Source organism: Pyxidicoccus sp. M6, assembly GCF_055568925.1.
Genome location: NZ_CM145714.1, coordinates 3,765,448 through 3,782,211 on the forward strand (window position 1 = coordinate 3,765,448; position 16,764 = coordinate 3,782,211).

3 protein-coding genes (1 of these 3 only partly in view) are annotated in these 16,764 nt (G+C 70.3%); all 3 read right to left on the reverse strand.

Features of this window, described 5'->3' with window-relative positions:
• Window positions 1–160: 160 nt before the first annotated feature.
• Tightly spaced (each overlapping or abutting the next), the 3 genes in view from ACVTJA_RS15375 to ACVTJA_RS15385 form a layout consistent with a single transcriptional unit that may run on beyond the window.
• On the reverse strand, window positions 161–2,596 hold the full coding sequence (locus tag ACVTJA_RS15375; RefSeq protein ID WP_465837122.1) for a penicillin acylase family protein: 2,436 nt from the start codon (window positions 2,594–2,596) through the stop codon (window positions 161–163).
• A complete protein-coding gene (locus tag ACVTJA_RS15380) occupies window positions 2,593–4,023 on the reverse strand; it encodes an MFS transporter (RefSeq protein ID WP_465837123.1) in 1,431 nt (476 codons plus the stop codon). Before ACVTJA_RS15380 ends, ACVTJA_RS15375 begins: the two co-directional genes overlap by 4 nt.
• On the reverse strand, window positions 4,020–16,764 hold the final stretch of the coding sequence (locus tag ACVTJA_RS15385) for a non-ribosomal peptide synthase/polyketide synthase (protein WP_465837124.1). The gene runs 30,812 nt beyond the window's last position; only the last 12,745 of its 43,557 coding nucleotides appear in the window; its start codon lies off the right edge, out of view; the stop codon is at window positions 4,020–4,022. Before ACVTJA_RS15385 ends, ACVTJA_RS15380 begins: the two co-directional genes overlap by 4 nt.

A 16,764-nucleotide genomic window follows, 5' to 3' on the forward strand; every position in this document is an offset into this window, starting at 1 on the left:
GGTGCGACTGTGTTTCACTCAATGTTTCACTCGGAGAGTGGACCGGCGTCGCTCGAAAGGCCCGCGCTCACGGGCTTGGGCCTCGAGCGCCGTCTCGCGCACGCGGAAGTCGCGTCAGCAACGGCCGGGTGGCGAGACGGCGGGACGAAACTCGCGGAGCTCAGCCCAGGCGCTTCGTGCCGGGCTGGAGCACCAGCGTGCTCTTCGCCTGGGACTCCACGGCCTGCCGCGTGTACAGCAGGGGATGGCACTCGACCTTCTGGTTGAGGTCCATCAGGTCATCGCGGTGCGGGTGGAACAGGTGCTCCGACTGCCCGGGGGCATGGATGGAGACGGACTTCGTCACGTCGCTCAGGTCGATGACCACGCGCAGCGCGGTGCCGTGCACGACGTCGAAGGGCCGGCTCCAGATGAAGGACGCGCCGTCCACGGAGTAGGTGTCCCCGCGCGCCGGCAGCGTCCGCGTGTTGAAGGCCTTGCGCAGCGGCTTGGGGCTGGCCGGCCCGCCCAGCACCATGTGGCCGTACGTCACCGTGTGGACGCGGCCCCAGGTCCAGGACTTCAGCTCCGGCCCGTAGCGCTCGGTGAGCCACTTCAGGGCCGCGGTGAGCGCACGCCGGAGGATGTCGTCGCGCGTCTCGCGCTCCGGCGTCGTCGGGTCGTCCCACCACGCGTCGTCGGGCCGGCCCATCAGGTCGATGACGAGCGGCATGTGCAGGCTGCCGTGCCGCTCGTAGTCGCTGTCCAGGTAGCGCTCCACCAGCTTCGGCCCCAGCTTGTGGCGCAGCAGGGCGCGCAGCACCTGGATGTACCAGGCGTGGAAGAGCGTGGCGCCCACGCGGTCCACCTCGAAGCGCAAATCCCACGCGGCCAGCTCCTCCAGCGCCTTGGCCTGCGCGTCGTCCGCGGGCTTCATCGCCAGCAGGTGCGGGCGCATCAGCTCGGCGGGGATGGAGTACGTCTCCGCCTGGATGCGGCGCATGTCCTCCACCGTGTGCTTCGTGCCCGCCGCGAGCAAATCGGTAATCCGCCGCGCGCGGTAGCCCGGGAACCAGTTGTGGGCGATGACGTACGGGTACTCGTCGGACGTAATCTTGTTGTTGGCCGTGACGGCGAAGCCCGCGGGCGGGTTGAGCGAGGAGGGCAAATCCTCGAAGGGGATGTAGCCCTGCCACTCGTTCTCCCCCGTCCAGCCCGCCACCGGCACCGTGCCCTGGTGCCCCGGGGCGCGGATGGGGATGCGGCCGGTGGACTGGTAGCCCACGTTGCCGTCCGTGTCCGCGTACACGAAGTTCTGTCCCGGGCTCTCCCACAGCCGGCAGGCCTCGCGGAACTCGTCCCAGCTCTTCGCCAGGTTCATCTTCACCAGCGCGTCGATGAGCGGCCTGCACTCCGAGTGGGCCCAGCGCAGCGCCATCGGCTGCTCGTCGCCAATCAGGCGGCTCATCACCCTGTTGAGCAGCGGCCCGTGGCGCGTGCTGCGGATGACCACCGTCGCGGGCGGGCCGCCCTTGACGGGGAACTCCTCGCGGATGATGTCCAGGTCGTGCCAGGCGCCCTGGTACTCGTAGCGCTTGGGCGCCTTCGGGTCGTCCACCTTCTCCACGTAGAAGTCCTGGGTGTCCGGCCCCAGGTTGGACATGCCCCACGCGGCCTTGCCGTTGTGGCCGATGACCACCAGCGGCACGCCCGGCAGCGAGTAGCCCACGTGGTCGAAGCGGCCGCCGTGCAGGCCGTTCTCGTACCAGGGCGACGGCATGCCCAGGCCCATGTGGATGTCATTGGCGAGCAGCGGCTTGCCGCTCTGCGTGCGCTGGCCGTGCACCACCCAGTTGTTGCTGCCGGTGACGATGTTCGGGTCCCCGAGCACCGCGTCGGTGGCGTCCAGGCCCTCCATCGTCTTCACGCCGCGCAGGCCCTTGTACATGGCCTCCGGCGGGACGATGAGCGGCGTCTGCGGCGCGTTGACGGGCAGCAGCATCGCGGCCACCTCCTCGCCCGCCTCGGCGACGAGCCGCGCGCGCAACATCTCCAGCCGGTAGTTGCCGCCCAGCATCAGCGACAGGAGGTTGCCGCGCACCAGCGTGTCCAGCGGCGTCCACGGGGCCGGGGTGGTGCCCAGCACGGTGTACTCCAGCGGCAGCGGCTCGTTGGCGATGCGCGCATTCACGCCCGCGGCGTACGCGTCCAGGATGGCGCGCGACTCCGGCGTCACCTGGGGCAGCGTCTTCTCCGCCATGCGGCGCAGGCCCAGCGTGCGCATGAGGTGGTCCACGGGCACCAGGCCGGGGCCAATCACGGACGCCAGGAGGCCATTGCCGGTGAGGCGGCCGAAGTCGAGCTGCCACATGCGGTCCTGCGCGTGCACGTAGCCCTGGGCGAAGAACAGGTCGTGCTCGTCCTTCGCGTAGATGTGCGGGGTGCCCCAGGTGTCGCGGATGATTTCCACGGGGCCGTGCAGGCCCTCCACCTGGAAGGAGCCCTGGGCCCGCGGCCAGCGGCGGCGTGCGAGCCAGGGACCGAGGCCCGGCGTGGCGATGGCCAGCGCGGGGGGCAGCTTGCGGAGCAACTGGGACCAGCGACTGAAGGCACTCATGACTCGGAGCTCCCGGTGGCGAGGCGAGGCGCGGCTCCGGCATCCGCGACGACGTCCGTGGGCGTGGGGGTGGGGGTGGGGGGCGTGCGCGGGTGGGCGGGGAGGGTGTCCGGCAGCTCGGCCTCCACGTTGCGCGTGCGGGGCGACAGCAGCAGGACGGCGACGTTGGCCAGCACCAGCACGCTGAGCATGAGGAACATGAGCGCGACGCCGCGCCCCTGCCCGGTGCCAATCACCCGGCCGACGCTGCCCGCGAGCGCGCCGTCATGGGCCATCAGCGGCTCGAAGACCTTGTCCGCGAGGACGCCGCCCACCAGGGACACCAACAGCCCCATGGCCTGGAACAACACCCGGCGCAGGGATGCCACGCGTCCCTGCAGGTCGGGCGGCACCTTGGTCTGCCAGATGAACTGGTTGCAGGCCGCGGTGATGGGGAAGGTGAAGACGAAGACGGCGGCGGAGACGGCGATGAGCGGCACGTTGGGTGGCAGCGCCGCGAGCAGGAGGATGAGGCCGCCCAGGGCGGAGAAGGTGGCGATGCCGAGGATGCGGCGCTGGGGGCCGCCCCAGATGCTGGTGAGGACGCCGCCCGCCAGCATTCCCATGCCGGCGCTGGTGGCAATCCACTTCAGGTGGTCGATGTCCGTGAAGGCCAGCACCAGCGGGTTGATGAGCAGCATCACCATGCTCACGATGAAGCCCGTGGTGGTGATGAAGGCCAGCAGGCCGAGCAGGCCCCGCCGCTCGCGGATGAACCGCCAGCCCTCCACGATGTCCGCCCTCAGCGAGCCCCGGCCGGAGCGCGCTTCACTCCGGGGCGGCGTGGGGAAGCGGACGATGACCAGCGCCGCGATGGCGAAGAAGTACGAGATGGCATCCACGAGGAGGATGCCGCGCAGGCCGATGAAGCCCAGGAGCGCGCTGGCGATGAGCGGGCCGGCAATCTGGGCGATGGCCGCGGACAGCTCCGTCATCCCGCTGGCGCGGCCCAGGTGCTGGCGCGGGACGATGAGCGGCACGGTCGCGGCCCAGGAAGGGAAGCACAGCGTGGAGAAGGCCGAGCCGAGCAGGAGCGGGCCGTAGAAGTACCAGATCTGGATGGTCCACCACCCGGCGTCCTGGCCGACGAAGAGGCCCCAGATGAGGAAGATGCCCAGGGCCGCGCCCACGTCGCCCAGGAGCATGAGCTTGCGCCGGTCCCACCGGTCCGCGAGCACGCCCGCCAGCGGCGACAGCAGCACCGTGGGCAGCAGGCCGAAGAAGCTGACGAGGGCGAAGCCGGTGACGGAACCGGACGTCTTGTAGACGTGCGCCCCGAGCGCGAACGTCGTCAGCGACGAGCCCAGTGTGGAGATGAACTGCCCGAGCCAGACCGTGGCGAAGGTCCGCATCGAGTAGCCCGGAGAAGGAGGGGCTTGCGTTGTCATGAGGCGTCGCGCTCCAGAGAGTCCAGGTGATTGACGAGCCGCTCCGCCACATGGGGGGCATTGGGCGCGCTGAGCATCGTGAAGTGGTCCCCTGGCACTTCATACACCGTGAGCCCGCCGCTGAGCCACGCACTCCAGCCGAGGTCCTGGGGGATGGGTGTTTCACTCGGAGGAAGGACGGCGCGTAGCAGGACGGCCGGGCCCATGTAGGCGCCCGCGGGGACGTAGGTGCGCTGGGCCTGGCTGAGACGTTGATACACGTGGAACAAACGTTCCGCCGCGTCGACGTCCAGGTCGAGCCCGCCCGAGGGAGCGCGGCGCGCCTCGTCCAGCACGTAGGCCAGCGCGCCCCGGACGTCGAGACGTCGCAGATGTTGCACGTCCAGGGGCAGTGACTGCCATTGCAGGCCGAGGACCCGGCCGAAGCCGGCGAGCTGCATGAGGGCATCGGGCTCGGGGCGTGGCTGGGAGTCGGGCGCGTGGCTGTCGAGGAGGGCGAGCAGCTGCACCTGTTCGCCCAGCTGCTGGAGGAGGCGGGCCATCTCGTAGGCGACGAGTCCGCCGAAGGACCAGCCACCCAGCAGGTAGGGGCCCTGCGGCTGCACGGCGCGCACCTGGGTGAGGTAGTCGCGGGCCAGCGCTTCGATGGAGGCGGGGGGGAGCTCGCCGCCGTCGATGCCGGAGGCGGACAGGCCGTAGAGGGGCCGGTCATTGCCCAGTTGGCGGACGAGCTCGGTGTAGCCCAGCACGCTGCCGCCGCCGCCGTGGACGAGGAAGAAGGGCTGGCCGGAAGCGGTGCCGGAGTCGAGGCGGACGAGGTTGGAGGTGGCGCGAGGAGGCTGGTGCTGCTGCGCTTCCAGGCGCTGGGCGAGGCGCTCGACGGTGGCGCCCTGGAAGAGGGCAGAGACGGGGAGTGTGACTCCGGTGCGCTCCCTGAGTCGGGACATGAGCCGCACGGCGAGCAGCGAGTGGCCGCCGAGGGCGAAGAAGTCGTCGGTGGCGCCCACCTTCTCCAGGTGGAGGACTTCGGCCCAGACGCCGGCCACGGCCTCTTCGGTGGGGGTGCGCGGAGCGACGTAGGCCGCGCTGGTGGCGGAGGCGTCGGGAGCGGGCAGGGCCTTGCGGTCGACCTTGCCGTGGGTGTTGAGGGGCAGTGCCTCCAGGAAGACGAAGGCGGAGGGCACCATGTACTCGGGCAGCGAGCGGAGCAGCGAGGTGCGCAGCTCTGCCGGGTCGAGGGTGCGGCCCTCGGGCGTGACGACGTAGGCCACCAGACGCGGGTTGCCGGGCACGTCCTCGCGCGCGAGCACCACCGCGCGGCTGACGTGGGGCAGCGTCTCCAGGGCGGACTCGATTTCGCCCAGCTCGATGCGGAAGCCGCGCAGCTTCACCTGGAAGTCGATGCGGCCGAGGTAGTCGAGCTCACCGTTGGCGAGCCACCGCACCTTGTCGCCGGTGCGGTAGAGGCGTCCGCCAGGCGTGGTGCCGAACGGGTCGGGGATGAACTTCTCCGCGGAGAGCTCGGGCCTGCCGAGGTAGCCGCGAGCGACACCCGCGCCGCCGATGAAGAGCTCACCAGGGACACCGGTGGGCACCGGCTGCATGTGCTCGTCGAGGACGTACACCTGGACGTTGGCCAGCGGGCCACCCAGCGTCGGACGGGAGGCACCGCGAATGGCACGGGCGGTGGTGTCCACGGTGCACTCGGTGGGGCCGTAGACGTTGAAGCACTGGATGAAGGGATGAGTGGAGAGCTTCGCCCACAACGCTTCATCCACCGCTTCGCCACCCACCAGCACGCGCAGGGCGCGAGAAGAGGCCAGGCCTTCTTCCAGCAGCAGGCGCAGGTGAGAGGGCGAGCAGTCGAGGACGTCGAGCTGGTGCTTCTCCACCCACGCCTTGAGCAGTGCCACGTCTTCGCGGGCAGCCTGCGGCACCACGCACAGCGCATGACCGTCCGCGACCTGGATGAATTGCTTCACCGAGGCGTCGAAAGCGAGCGGCGCGTTGAGGCTGACGCGCAGCGAACCTTCCGCACCGGCGTACACAGCGGAGGCGAGCGCGGCGCGCAGGTTCATCACGGAGGCGTGCTGAACCATGACGCCCTTGGGACGGCCGGTGCTGCCCGACGTGTAGATGACGTAGGCGAGGTGCTCGGGCGCGGTGACGTGGGCCGGATTGGCCTCGGACTCGCGCGAGAGCTGCGCACGCACGGCTTCGTCGTCCAGATAGAGAGGCTCCACGCCGGAGCCCTCCATCCTCTCGGAGAGGTGGCGCTGGGTGAGAGCCAGCCGAGCGCCGCAGTCCTGGAGCATGAAGGCCAGGCGCTCACGCGGGTAGGCCGGGTCCATGGGGACGTAGGCACCACCCGCCTTGAGGATGGCGAGGACGGCGACGACCATGTCCACGCCACGCTCCATGCAGAGCGCGACGCGCACCTCGGGCCCGACGCCGCGCTGGCGCAGGGCGTGCGCGAGCTGGTTGGCGCGACGGTTGAGCTGCGCGAAGGACAACGAAGCGGTGTCATCGAGAACCGCGAGTGCATCCGGCGTGCGAGCGGCCTGGGCCTCGAAGCGTTCATGGAGCGCACCGCCCCAGTCGCTGTCCAGGCGCGTGTCGTTCCAGCGCACCAGCACCTGCTGACGCTCGGAGGCCGGCAGCAGCGGCAACTCACCGACGCGCGTCTCGGGCGCGGAGACGGCGGCCTCCACCAGCGTGGTGAAGTGCTCCACCAGTCGGGCGATGGTCTCCTTCTCGAACAGGTCCGTGCGGTAGCTCAGTGAGCCCCCGAGGCCGTCGGGCCGCTGGGACATTGAAAGCGTCAGGTCGAACTTGGTGGGCTGCGTGCCGGACTCGAACGACTCCAGGCGCAGCGGCGTGCTGCCCTCCGCACCGCCCTTCACCTCCAGGTTGGCCGTCGGAGCGTTCTGCAGGACGAGCATCACCTGGAACAGCGGCGAGTGGCTGAGGCTGCGCTGCGGCTTCAGCTCCTCGACGAGCTTCTCGAAGGGCACGTCCTGATGCTCGTAGGCACCGAGCGTGGTGGCCCGCACCTTCGCGAGCAGCTCGCGGAAGGTGAGGCGTGCGTCCACCTGCGTGCGCAGCACCAGCGTGTTGACGAAGAAGCCGATGAGGCCTTCCGTCTCCTCGCGCGTGCGGCCGGCGATGGGCGAACCCACGGAGATGTCGTCCTGTCCCGAGTAGCGCGCCAGCAGCACCTGCCACAGCGCCAGCAGCGCCATGAAGGGCGTGGTGCCCTCGCGCTGGCACAGGGCCAGCAACTTCTCGGACACGGGCCCGGAGAGCTGCACCGGCTGCCATGCACCGCGAGAAGTCTGCACCGCCGGCCGGGGCTTGTCGGTGGGGAGCTCCAACACGGGCGCCGCGCCGGAGAGCTGCTGGCGCCAGTACCCGAGCTGCCTCTCCAGCGCCTCGCCCTTCAGCCACGAGCGCTGCCACGCGGCGAAGTCCGCGTACTGCACGGGCAGGGCCGGCAGGCGGGGCTCACGGCCCACCGAGTGCGCCGAGTAGAGCTCCGCCAGCTCGCGCACGAGCACGCCCATGGACCAGCCGTCGGAGACGATGTGGTGCATCGTCCCGATGAGCACGTGGTCCTGCTCACCCAGGCGCAGCAGCAGCGCGCGGAAGACGGGGCCTCGCGCCAGGTCGAACGGACGCCATGCCTCCCGCGCGGCGAGACGGCGGGCCTCGGCCTCGCGCTCGGTGTCGGGGAGCACGCTCAGGTCCACCACCGGCAGCGGGAAGTGCGGCTCCGGGTGGATGACCTGCACGGGCTCGCCGTCGTGGACGGCGAAGGTGGTGCGCAGCGACTCGTGACGCTCGGCGAGCGAGGCGAAGGCCTTCTCCAGCGCGCTCACGTCCAGCGGGCCGCGCATGCGCAGCGCGGTGGGGATGTTGTACGCGGAGTTGCCGGGCTCGAGCTGGTCGATGACCCAGAGCCGCTGCTGCGCGAAGGAGAGCGGCAGCTCACCCGTGCGCGGCACCGGCACCAGGGGCGGAGCCTGGACGCCGCGCGCGTTCACCGCCGCGTCCACCTTGCGTGCGAGGGCGGAGAGGACGGGGGCCTCGAAGAGAGCGCGCAGAGGCAGCTCCACGCCGAAGGTGGCGCGGATGCGGGAGATGACTTGCGTGGCCAGCAGCGAGTGGCCGCCCAGCTCGAAGAACCGGGCCTCCGCGCCCACGCGCTCCAGGCCCAGCACCTGGGCCCACACGCCCGCGAGCAACTCCTCCGTCGGCGTGCGCGGAGCGACGTACTCCTCCGAGGATGCCGGTGCCTCCGGCACGGGCAGGGCCTTGCGGTCCACCTTGCCGTTGGGCGTGAGCGGCAGCGCCTCCAGCACGACGAAGGCCGACGGCACCATGTGCTCGGGCAGCCGCTGCTTGACGGTGGCCCGGAGCGACTCCGCGCCCGGGGACACGCCCGCGGCAGCGACCACGTACGCCACGAGGCGCTTGTCGCCGGGGCGGTCCTCGCGCACCAGCACCAGGGCCTGACGCACGCCCGGGTGCGAGCCCAGCACGGACTCGATTTCACCCAGCTCGATGCGGAAGCCGCGCAGCTTCACCTGGAAGTCGGTGCGGCCCACGTAGTCCAGCGTGCCGTCCGGCCTCCAGCGCACGAGGTCTCCCGTGCGGTAGAGGCGCCCGCCGGGCACGGTGCCGAACGGGTCCGGCACGAACTTCTCGGCCGTCAGCTCGGGGCGGCCGAGGTAGCCGCGCGCCAGCCCCACTCCGCCGATGCACAGCTCGCCCGCGACGCCCACGGGCACCGGGCGCAGGTGGCGGTCCAGCACGTAGTGCCGGGTATTCGAGAGGGCCCGGCCCAGCGGAGGACGCTGCCCATCAGCCACGACCGGGTGCATGTTGGCGATGACGGTGCACTCGGTGGGGCCGTACGCGTTGAAGAGCTGCCGGCCCGGGGCCCACTTCTCCACCAGCTCGGCGGTGCAGGCCTCGCCGCCGGAGAGCAGGGTGCCCAACGTCTCCAGCTCCTCGGTGGGCAGCAGCGCCAGCACGGAGGGCGGCAGCAGCACCTGGTCGATGGCCTGGCCGCGCAGCACGTCCACCAGGGACTGGCCGGGCATCAGCTCCTCACGCGGCGCCAGCACCAGGGTGGCGCCGTGGAACAGGGCCAGCGTCACCTCGTACACGGCGGCGTCGAAGCTGGAGGACGCGAACTGGAGCACGCGCTGGCCCGGCTTCAGGCCCGTGACACGCGCGATGCTGGCCGCGAGGTTCGGCACGCCCCGGTGCGTCACCATGACGCCCTTGGGACGGCCCGTGCTGCCCGAGGTGTAGATGACGTACGCGAGGTCGTCCGCCGTGACGGCCGCTGCCGGCGCGGTGAGCGGGTGGCGCGAGAGCGCTGCTTCGGCGGCATCGAGCATCAGCACGTCGCCAGCGAAGGCGGGCAGCGCGCCGCGCAGGTGTGACTGCGTGAGGAGCACCGAGGCGCCGCTGTCCTCGAGCATGAGCTCCAGGCGCTCGCGGGGATAGGCCGGGTCCATCGGCACGTAGGCGCCGCCGGCCTTGAGGACGCCCAGCAGGCCCACCACCAGGTCGAACGAGCGCTCCAGGCACAGGGCCACCCGCACTTCGGGGCCCACGCCCCGGGTGCGCAGCTCATTCGCGAGCTGGTTGGCACGCGCGTCCAGCTCCCGGTAGCTCAGCGTGCGCTCGCCGAAGCGGAGCGCCGGAGCGTCGGGCGTGCGCTGGACCTGCGCTTCGAACTGCCCGTGGAACAGGGCGCCGTCCGGGAAGGGCGCGGCGTTGTCGTTCCACTGCTCGACGACCTGGCGGCGCTCGTCCTCGCGCATCAGCGGCAGCTCGGACAGGAGCTGGCGCGGGTGGGCGGCGATGGCCTCCAGCAGCGTGTGGAGGTGGCCCGCCATGCGAGAGATGGTGGAGGCGTCGAACAGGTCGGTGTTGTAGTTCAGCGAGCCGTACAGCCCCCGCGGGCTCGGTGTCATCGCCAGCGTCAGCTCGAACTTCGCGACGTGGGTGGGCGCCTCCACGGTGGAGAGCTTCAGGCCCGGCAGCGCGATGGAGGACGTGGGCAGGTTCTGCAGCGAGAACATGACCTGGAACAGCGGCGAGCGGCTCAGGTCGCGCTCGTGCTGGAGCACCTCCACCAGCTTCTCGAAGGGCACCTCCTGGTGGGCATAGGCGCCCAACATCGTCTCGCGCACCCGGGCCAGCAGTGACGCGAAGGTGTCCCCGTCGGACACGCGGGCGCGCAGCGCGAGCGAGTTGACGAAGAAGCCGATGAGGCCCTCCGTCTCCGTGCGGTTGCGGCCGGCGATGGGTGAGCCGACGACGATGTCGTCCTGGCCCGAGTACCGCGAGAGCAGCGTCTGCCACGCGGCGAGCAGCACCATGAAGAGGGTGGCGTTGTGCTGGCGGGCGAGCGCTTCCAGTTGCTGGCCCAGCTCCGCGGGGAGCGCGAAGGAGTACGTCGCGCCGTGGAAGGTCTGCACGGCGGGGCGGGGTCTGTCGGTGGGCAGCTCCAGCGCCATCGGAGCGTCGCCGAGCTGCTGCTTCCAGTAACCGAGCTGCGCCTCCAGCACCTCTCCGCTGAGCCAGTTGCGCTGCCACACGGCGTAGTCGGCGTACTGCATCGGCAGCGGCGCCAGGCGCGGCGGCTGGCCCGAGGCGTGGGCCTGGTACAGCGCGGCCAGCTCACGCACGAGCACGCCGAGCGACCAGCCGTCGGAGACGACGTGGTGCAGGTTGAGGAGCAGCACGTGGTCATCCGGCGCGAGCTTCAGCAGCGAAGCGCGGAAGAGCGGGCCACGGGTGAGGTCGAACGGACGGACACCGTCCTCGGTGGCCAGCCGCCGGGCCTCGGCCTCGCGCTGCTCGGCGGGCAGGGTGCCCAGGTCCACAATGGGGAGCTGGTAGTCCGAGGCGGGGTGAATGACCTGCACGGGCTCGCCCTGGTGGACGGCGAAGGTGGTGCGCAGCGACTGGTGGCGCTCGACGAGCGCGCCCAGGCTGCGCTCCAGCGCCGCGAGGTCCAGGGCGCCGGTGAGCCGCACCGGCGAGGGCATGTTGTACGCGGAGCTGCCCGGCTGGAGCTGGTCGATGAACCACAGGCGCTGCTGCGCGAAGGACAGTGGCAGCCCGTGGGTCGACGTCAGGCGCGCGAGGGCGGGCGCCTGGAGGGAGCCTCCCGCGGAGTGGATACGCTCGGCGAGCGCCGCGACGGTGGACGCTTCGAAGAGCGCGCGTAGAGGCAACTCCACCCCGAGCTGCGAGCGGATGCGGGAGACGAGTTGCGTGGCCAGCAGCGAGTGACCGCCCAGCTCGAAGAAGTTGCCGGTGACGCTCACCCGCGGCAGGCGCAGGACGGCGGCGAACAGCTCCGCGAGCTTCTCCTCGATGGGGGTACGAGGAGCGACGAAGGACTCGGTGGGCGAGGACTGCACCGCATCCGGAGCGGGCAGGGCCTTGCGGTCGACCTTGGCGTTGGCGGTGAGAGGCAGGGTGTCCAGCCGCACGAGGGCGGAGGGCACCATGTACTCGGGCAGCCGCTGCTTGAGGGACTCACGCAGGGCGGACACGTCGAGCGACTCGGGAGCGGCGACGTAGCCGACGAGGCGCTTGTCCCCGGGGACGTCCTCACGCACCAGAGCGACGGCCTGGGCGACGTCGGGGAAGGTGAGCAGGGCGGCTTCGACTTCCGCGAGCTCGATGCGGTAGCCGCGCACCTTCACCTGCGCGTCCGCGCGGCCGAGGAACTCCAGCACGCCGTCGTTGCGCCAACGAGCGAGGTCACCCGTGCGGTACATGCGGGCACCGGAGACACCGGAGAAGGCATCGGGGACGAAGCGCTCCGCCGTCAGGGCCGGCTGGCCGACATAACCACGGGCCACGCCGTCACCACCGATGAACAGCTCGCCGACAACGCCGACGGGCACCGGATGACCGGAGGCATCGAGCAGGTACACCTGCGTGTTGCCCATGGGCTTGCCGATGGGGATGGAAGCCCCGACCTGCTCGGCGCTCGTCATGCGGTGGGTGGAGGCGAAGAGCGTCGTCTCGGTGGGGCCGTAGCAGGCCGTCACCGGGATGCGCAGCTCTTCAATCACGCGGCGCACATGCGGAGCGCTCACCACGTCACCACCGGTGAGGAGTTGCTTCACGCCTCGCAGGGCGGGGAAGTTGTGGTCCACCACCTGCGTGAAGAGACCGGCGGTGAGGTGCAGCGTCGTCACGCCGTGCTTCACCAGCACGGACTCCAGTTCCTTCAAATCGGAAGGCGAGGAGGGCGGGAACACCACCAGCCGCGCGCCATGGAGCAACGGGCCCCACAGCTCCAGGGTGGAGGCGTCGAAGGAGACGGGAGCGATGAGGAGGAAGGTCTCATCGGGGCCGAGGTGCGCGTAGTCGTTGCCGAAGAGGGTGCGCAGGACAGCGGCCTGCGGAGTGCCAACACCCTTGGGCCTGCCGGTAGAGCCGGAGGTGAAGTCGATGTACGCGAGGCTGCTCGGGAGCGCCGTGGAAGAGGGCGCATGCGAAGGCATGCCGTCCACGGGCAGGTCCTCCAGCAACAGCGTGACGAGCCCCTTCGTGGGCAGCTTCGCCAGCAGTTCGCGGGACGTCACGAGCACGCAGGGGCTCGCGTCCTCCAGCATGCTCACCAGTCGCTCGCGCGGGTACGACGGGTCGAGCGGGACGTAGGCGCCACCAGCCTTGACGATGGCGACGAGGGCAACAATCAGCTCCAGCGAGCGGTCCAGCGCGATGGCCACGCGCGAGTCGGTGGACACGCCCAGGGCGTGCAGGTGGTGAGCGAGCTGGTTGGCGCGCTCATCGAGCTGACGGTAGGTGAGCTTCTCGTCGCCGAATTCCACGGCGACCTTGTCCGCGAAGCGAGCGACGACCTGGGCGAAGACCTCCGCCAGGGTGGAGCCGCGCGGGTACTCGGCAGTGGTGGCGTTCCACTCCACCAGCACCTGCTTCCGCTCCGACTCGGAGAGCATGGAGACGGAGCTCAGCGGCGCCTCGGGGCGAGAAACCAGTGCCTCCACCAGCAGACGGAAGTGGCTCGCCATGCGCGTGGCGGTGGCGGGCTCGAACAGGTCGGTGTTGTAGCGCAGAGGGCCCTGGAAGCCCTCTGGCGTCTCGGACAGGCTCAGCTCCAGCTCGAACCGGGCGGTGGGGTTGTCCACCTCCTCCAGCGGGCGCAACACCAGCGTCTGCTTCCGGGCCTGCTCCGGGGTCTGCATCGCCGTAGCGGTAGGCGCGTTCTGCAGGGCGAAGAAGACCTGGAAGAGGGGGCTGCGGCTCATGTCGCGAGCGGGCTGCAGCTCTTCCACCAGCCGCTCGAAGGGCACGTCCTGGTGCGCGTACGCCCCAAGCGCCGTCTCCTTCACCTGGCGCAGCAGACCCAGGAACGAGGACGGGTCATCCAGCCGGGCCCGCATCACCAGCGTGTTGACGAAGAAGCCGATGAGGCCTTCGAGCTCGCCACGCTGACGGCCCGCGATGGGCGAGCCGACGGAGATGTCCTGCTGCCCGGAGTAGCGCGACAGCAACACCTGGAACGCGGTGAGCAGGGCCATGAAGGGCGTGACACCCTCCTGCTGGCACAGGGCCTTGAGCTGCTCCGACGTGGACCGGGACAGCGCCACGGGCACATGCGCGCCACGGAAGGTCTGCACGGGCGCGCGCGGCTTGTCGGTGGGCAGCTCGAGGATGGCGGCGCCGGAGAGGTGCTGCTTCCAGAAAGAGAGCTGCTCATCGAGCACCGCGCCCTGCAACCACTGACGCTGCCAGACGGCGTAGTCGGCGTACTGGAGCGGCAGCGGCGACAGGGGCGAGGGCCGGCCTTCAGAGAACGCGGAGTAGAGGGCGCCGACTTCACGCACCAGCACGCCCATGGACCAACCGTCGGAGACGATGTGGTGCATGTTCAGGGCGAGCACATGGTCCGTCGCTCCCAGCTTCAACAGGCGGGCACGGATGAGCGGGCCGGTGGAGAGGTTGAAGGGCGTCAGCAGCTCTTCACGCAGGTGTCGCTCCAGCTCGGCGCGGGCGGAGGAGGGCTCCAGAGCGCTGAGGTCCGTCACCTCCAGAGGTAGTTCGCCCTGGGGCGCGATGAGCTGGAGGGGCTGGCCTTCGTGCTGGGTGAAGGTGGTGCGCAGGGCCTCATGCCGACGGACCAGCTCCTCGAAGCTCTGCCGCAGGGCCTCTGCGTCGAGCGGTCCCTCCATGCGCACGAAGGTGGGCATGTTGTAGGAGGCGCTGCCGGGCTGGAGCTGGTCGATGAACCACAGGCGCTGCTGAGCGAAGGAGAGCGGCAGCGGCCCGGTGCGAGGCACCGGGAGAATGGCGGACGCACGAGTTCCGGATGCGGACTCGATGCGCGTGGCCAGGGCGGCGACGGTGGGTGCCTCGAAGAGGGTACGCAGCGGCAATTCCACTCCGAGCTTGGAGCGGATGCGGGAGATGACCTGCGTGGCCAGCAGGGAGTGGCCACCCAGCTCGAAGAAGCTGGTGGTGACGCTGACCTTCTGGAGGTGCAGGACACTCGCGAACAGCTCCGCCAGCTTCTCCTCGGTGGGAGTACGCGGAGCGACGAAGGACTCCTGCGTGGAGAGCAGTGCCGAGTCGGGGGCGGGTAGGGCCTTGCGGTCGACCTTGGCGTTGGCGGTGAGAGGCAGGGTGTCCAGCTGCACGAGGGCGGAGGGCACCATGTACTCGGGCAGGCGCTGCTTGAGGGACTCACGCAGGGCGGACACGTCGAGCGACTCGGGAGCGGCGACGTAGCCGACGAGGCGCTTGTCCCCGGGGACGTCCTCACGCACCAGAGCGACGGCCTGGGCGACGTCGGGGAAGGCGAGCAGGGCCGCTTCGACTTCGGCCAGCTCGATGCGGAAGCCGCGCACCTTCACCTGGGCGTCGGCGCGGCCGAGGAACTCCAGCACACCGTCGTTGCGCCAGCGGGCGAGGTCACCCGTGCGGTACAGGCGGGCACCGGAGACACCGGAGAACGCATCCGGGACGAAACGCTCCGCCGTCAGGGCCGGCTGGCCAACGTAGCCACGGGCCACGCCGTCACCACCGATGAACAGCTCGCCGACAACACCGACGGGCACCGGCTGGCCGGAGGCGTCCAGCAGGTACACCTGCGTGTTGCCCATGGGCTTGCCGATGGGCACGGAGGCGCCCACGTGGGCCACATCCGTCATGCGGTGGGTAGAGGCGAAGAGCGTGGTTTCCGTCGGGCCGTAGCAGGCCGTCACCGGGATGTGCAGTTCTTCAATCACGCGGCGCACGTGCGGCGCGCTGACCACGTCGCCACCGGTGAGGAGCTGCTTCACGCCTCGCAGGGCGGGGAAGTTGTGGTCCACCACCTGGGTGAAGAGGCCGGCGGTGAGGTGCAGCGTCGTCACACCGTGCTTCACCAGCACGGACTCCAGTTCCTTCAAGTCAGAGGGTGAGTGCGGCGGGAAGACGACGAGCCGCGCGCCATGGAGCAACGGCCCCCACAGCTCCAGGGTGGAGGCGTCGAAGGAGACGGGAGCGATGAGGAGGAAGGTCTCATCGGGGCCGAGGTGCGCGTAGTCGTTGCCGAAGACGGTGCGCAGGACGGCGGCCTGCGGAGTGCCGACGCCCTTGGGTCTGCCGGTGGAGCCGGAAGTGAAGTCGATGTACGCGAGGCTCTGCGGCAGCGTAGCGATGGGAGGCGCGGACGTGGGCTGCGCCTCCAGGGACACCTCGCCCAGCACCACGGTGGACAGGCCTGCGGCGGGAAGCTTGGAGAGCAGCTCGCGCGAGGTGACGAGCACACCCGGGCGCGCGTCCTCGACCATCGCCGCGAGGCGCTCACGGGGATAGCTCGGGTCGAGCGGGACGTAGGCGCCACCGGCCTTGAGGATGGCGACCAGAGAGACAATCAGCTCCAGCGAGCGGTCCAGCGCGATGGCCACACGCGAATCGGTGGACACGCCCAGGCCACGCAGGTGGTGCGCGAGCTGATTGGCGCGCTCATCGAGCTGACGGTAGGTGAGCTTCGAGTCACCGAACTCCACGGCGACCTTGTCCGCGAAGCGAGCCACGACCTGGGAGAAGACCTCGGGCAGGGTGGAGCCGCGCGGGTACTCGGCAGTGGTGGCGTTCCACTCCACGAGCACCTTCCGGCGCTCGGCTTCGGTGAGCATGGAGATGGAGGCCAGGGGCGCCTCGGGCCAGGCGACGAGGGCCTCCACCAGCACCTGGAAGTGGCTCGCCATGCGCGCGGCGGTGGCGGGCTCGAACAGGTCGGTGTTGTAGCGCAGAGGACCCTGGAAGCCCTCCGGCGCCTCGGACAGGCTCAGCTCCAGCTCGAACCGGATGGTGGGATTGTCCACCTCTTCCAGCGGGCGCAGCGCCAGGGCCGGCTTCCGAGCCTGCTCCGGCCCCTGCATCGACGCCGCGGTGGGCGCGTTCTGCAAAGCGAAGAGGGTCTGGAACAGCGGGCTGCGGCTCATGTCGCGAGCGGGCTGCAGCTCCTCCACCAGTCGCTCGAAGGGCACGTCCTGATGCGCATAGGCGCCCAGGGCCGATTCCTTCACCTGGCGCAACACGTCTCGGAAGGAGCCGCGCGCATCCAGTTGGGTCCGCATCACCAGCGTGTTGACGAAGAAGCCGATGAGGCCTTCGAGCTCGCCACGCTGACGGCCCGCGATGGGCGAACCGACGGAGATGTCCTGCTGCCCGGAGTAACGCGACAGC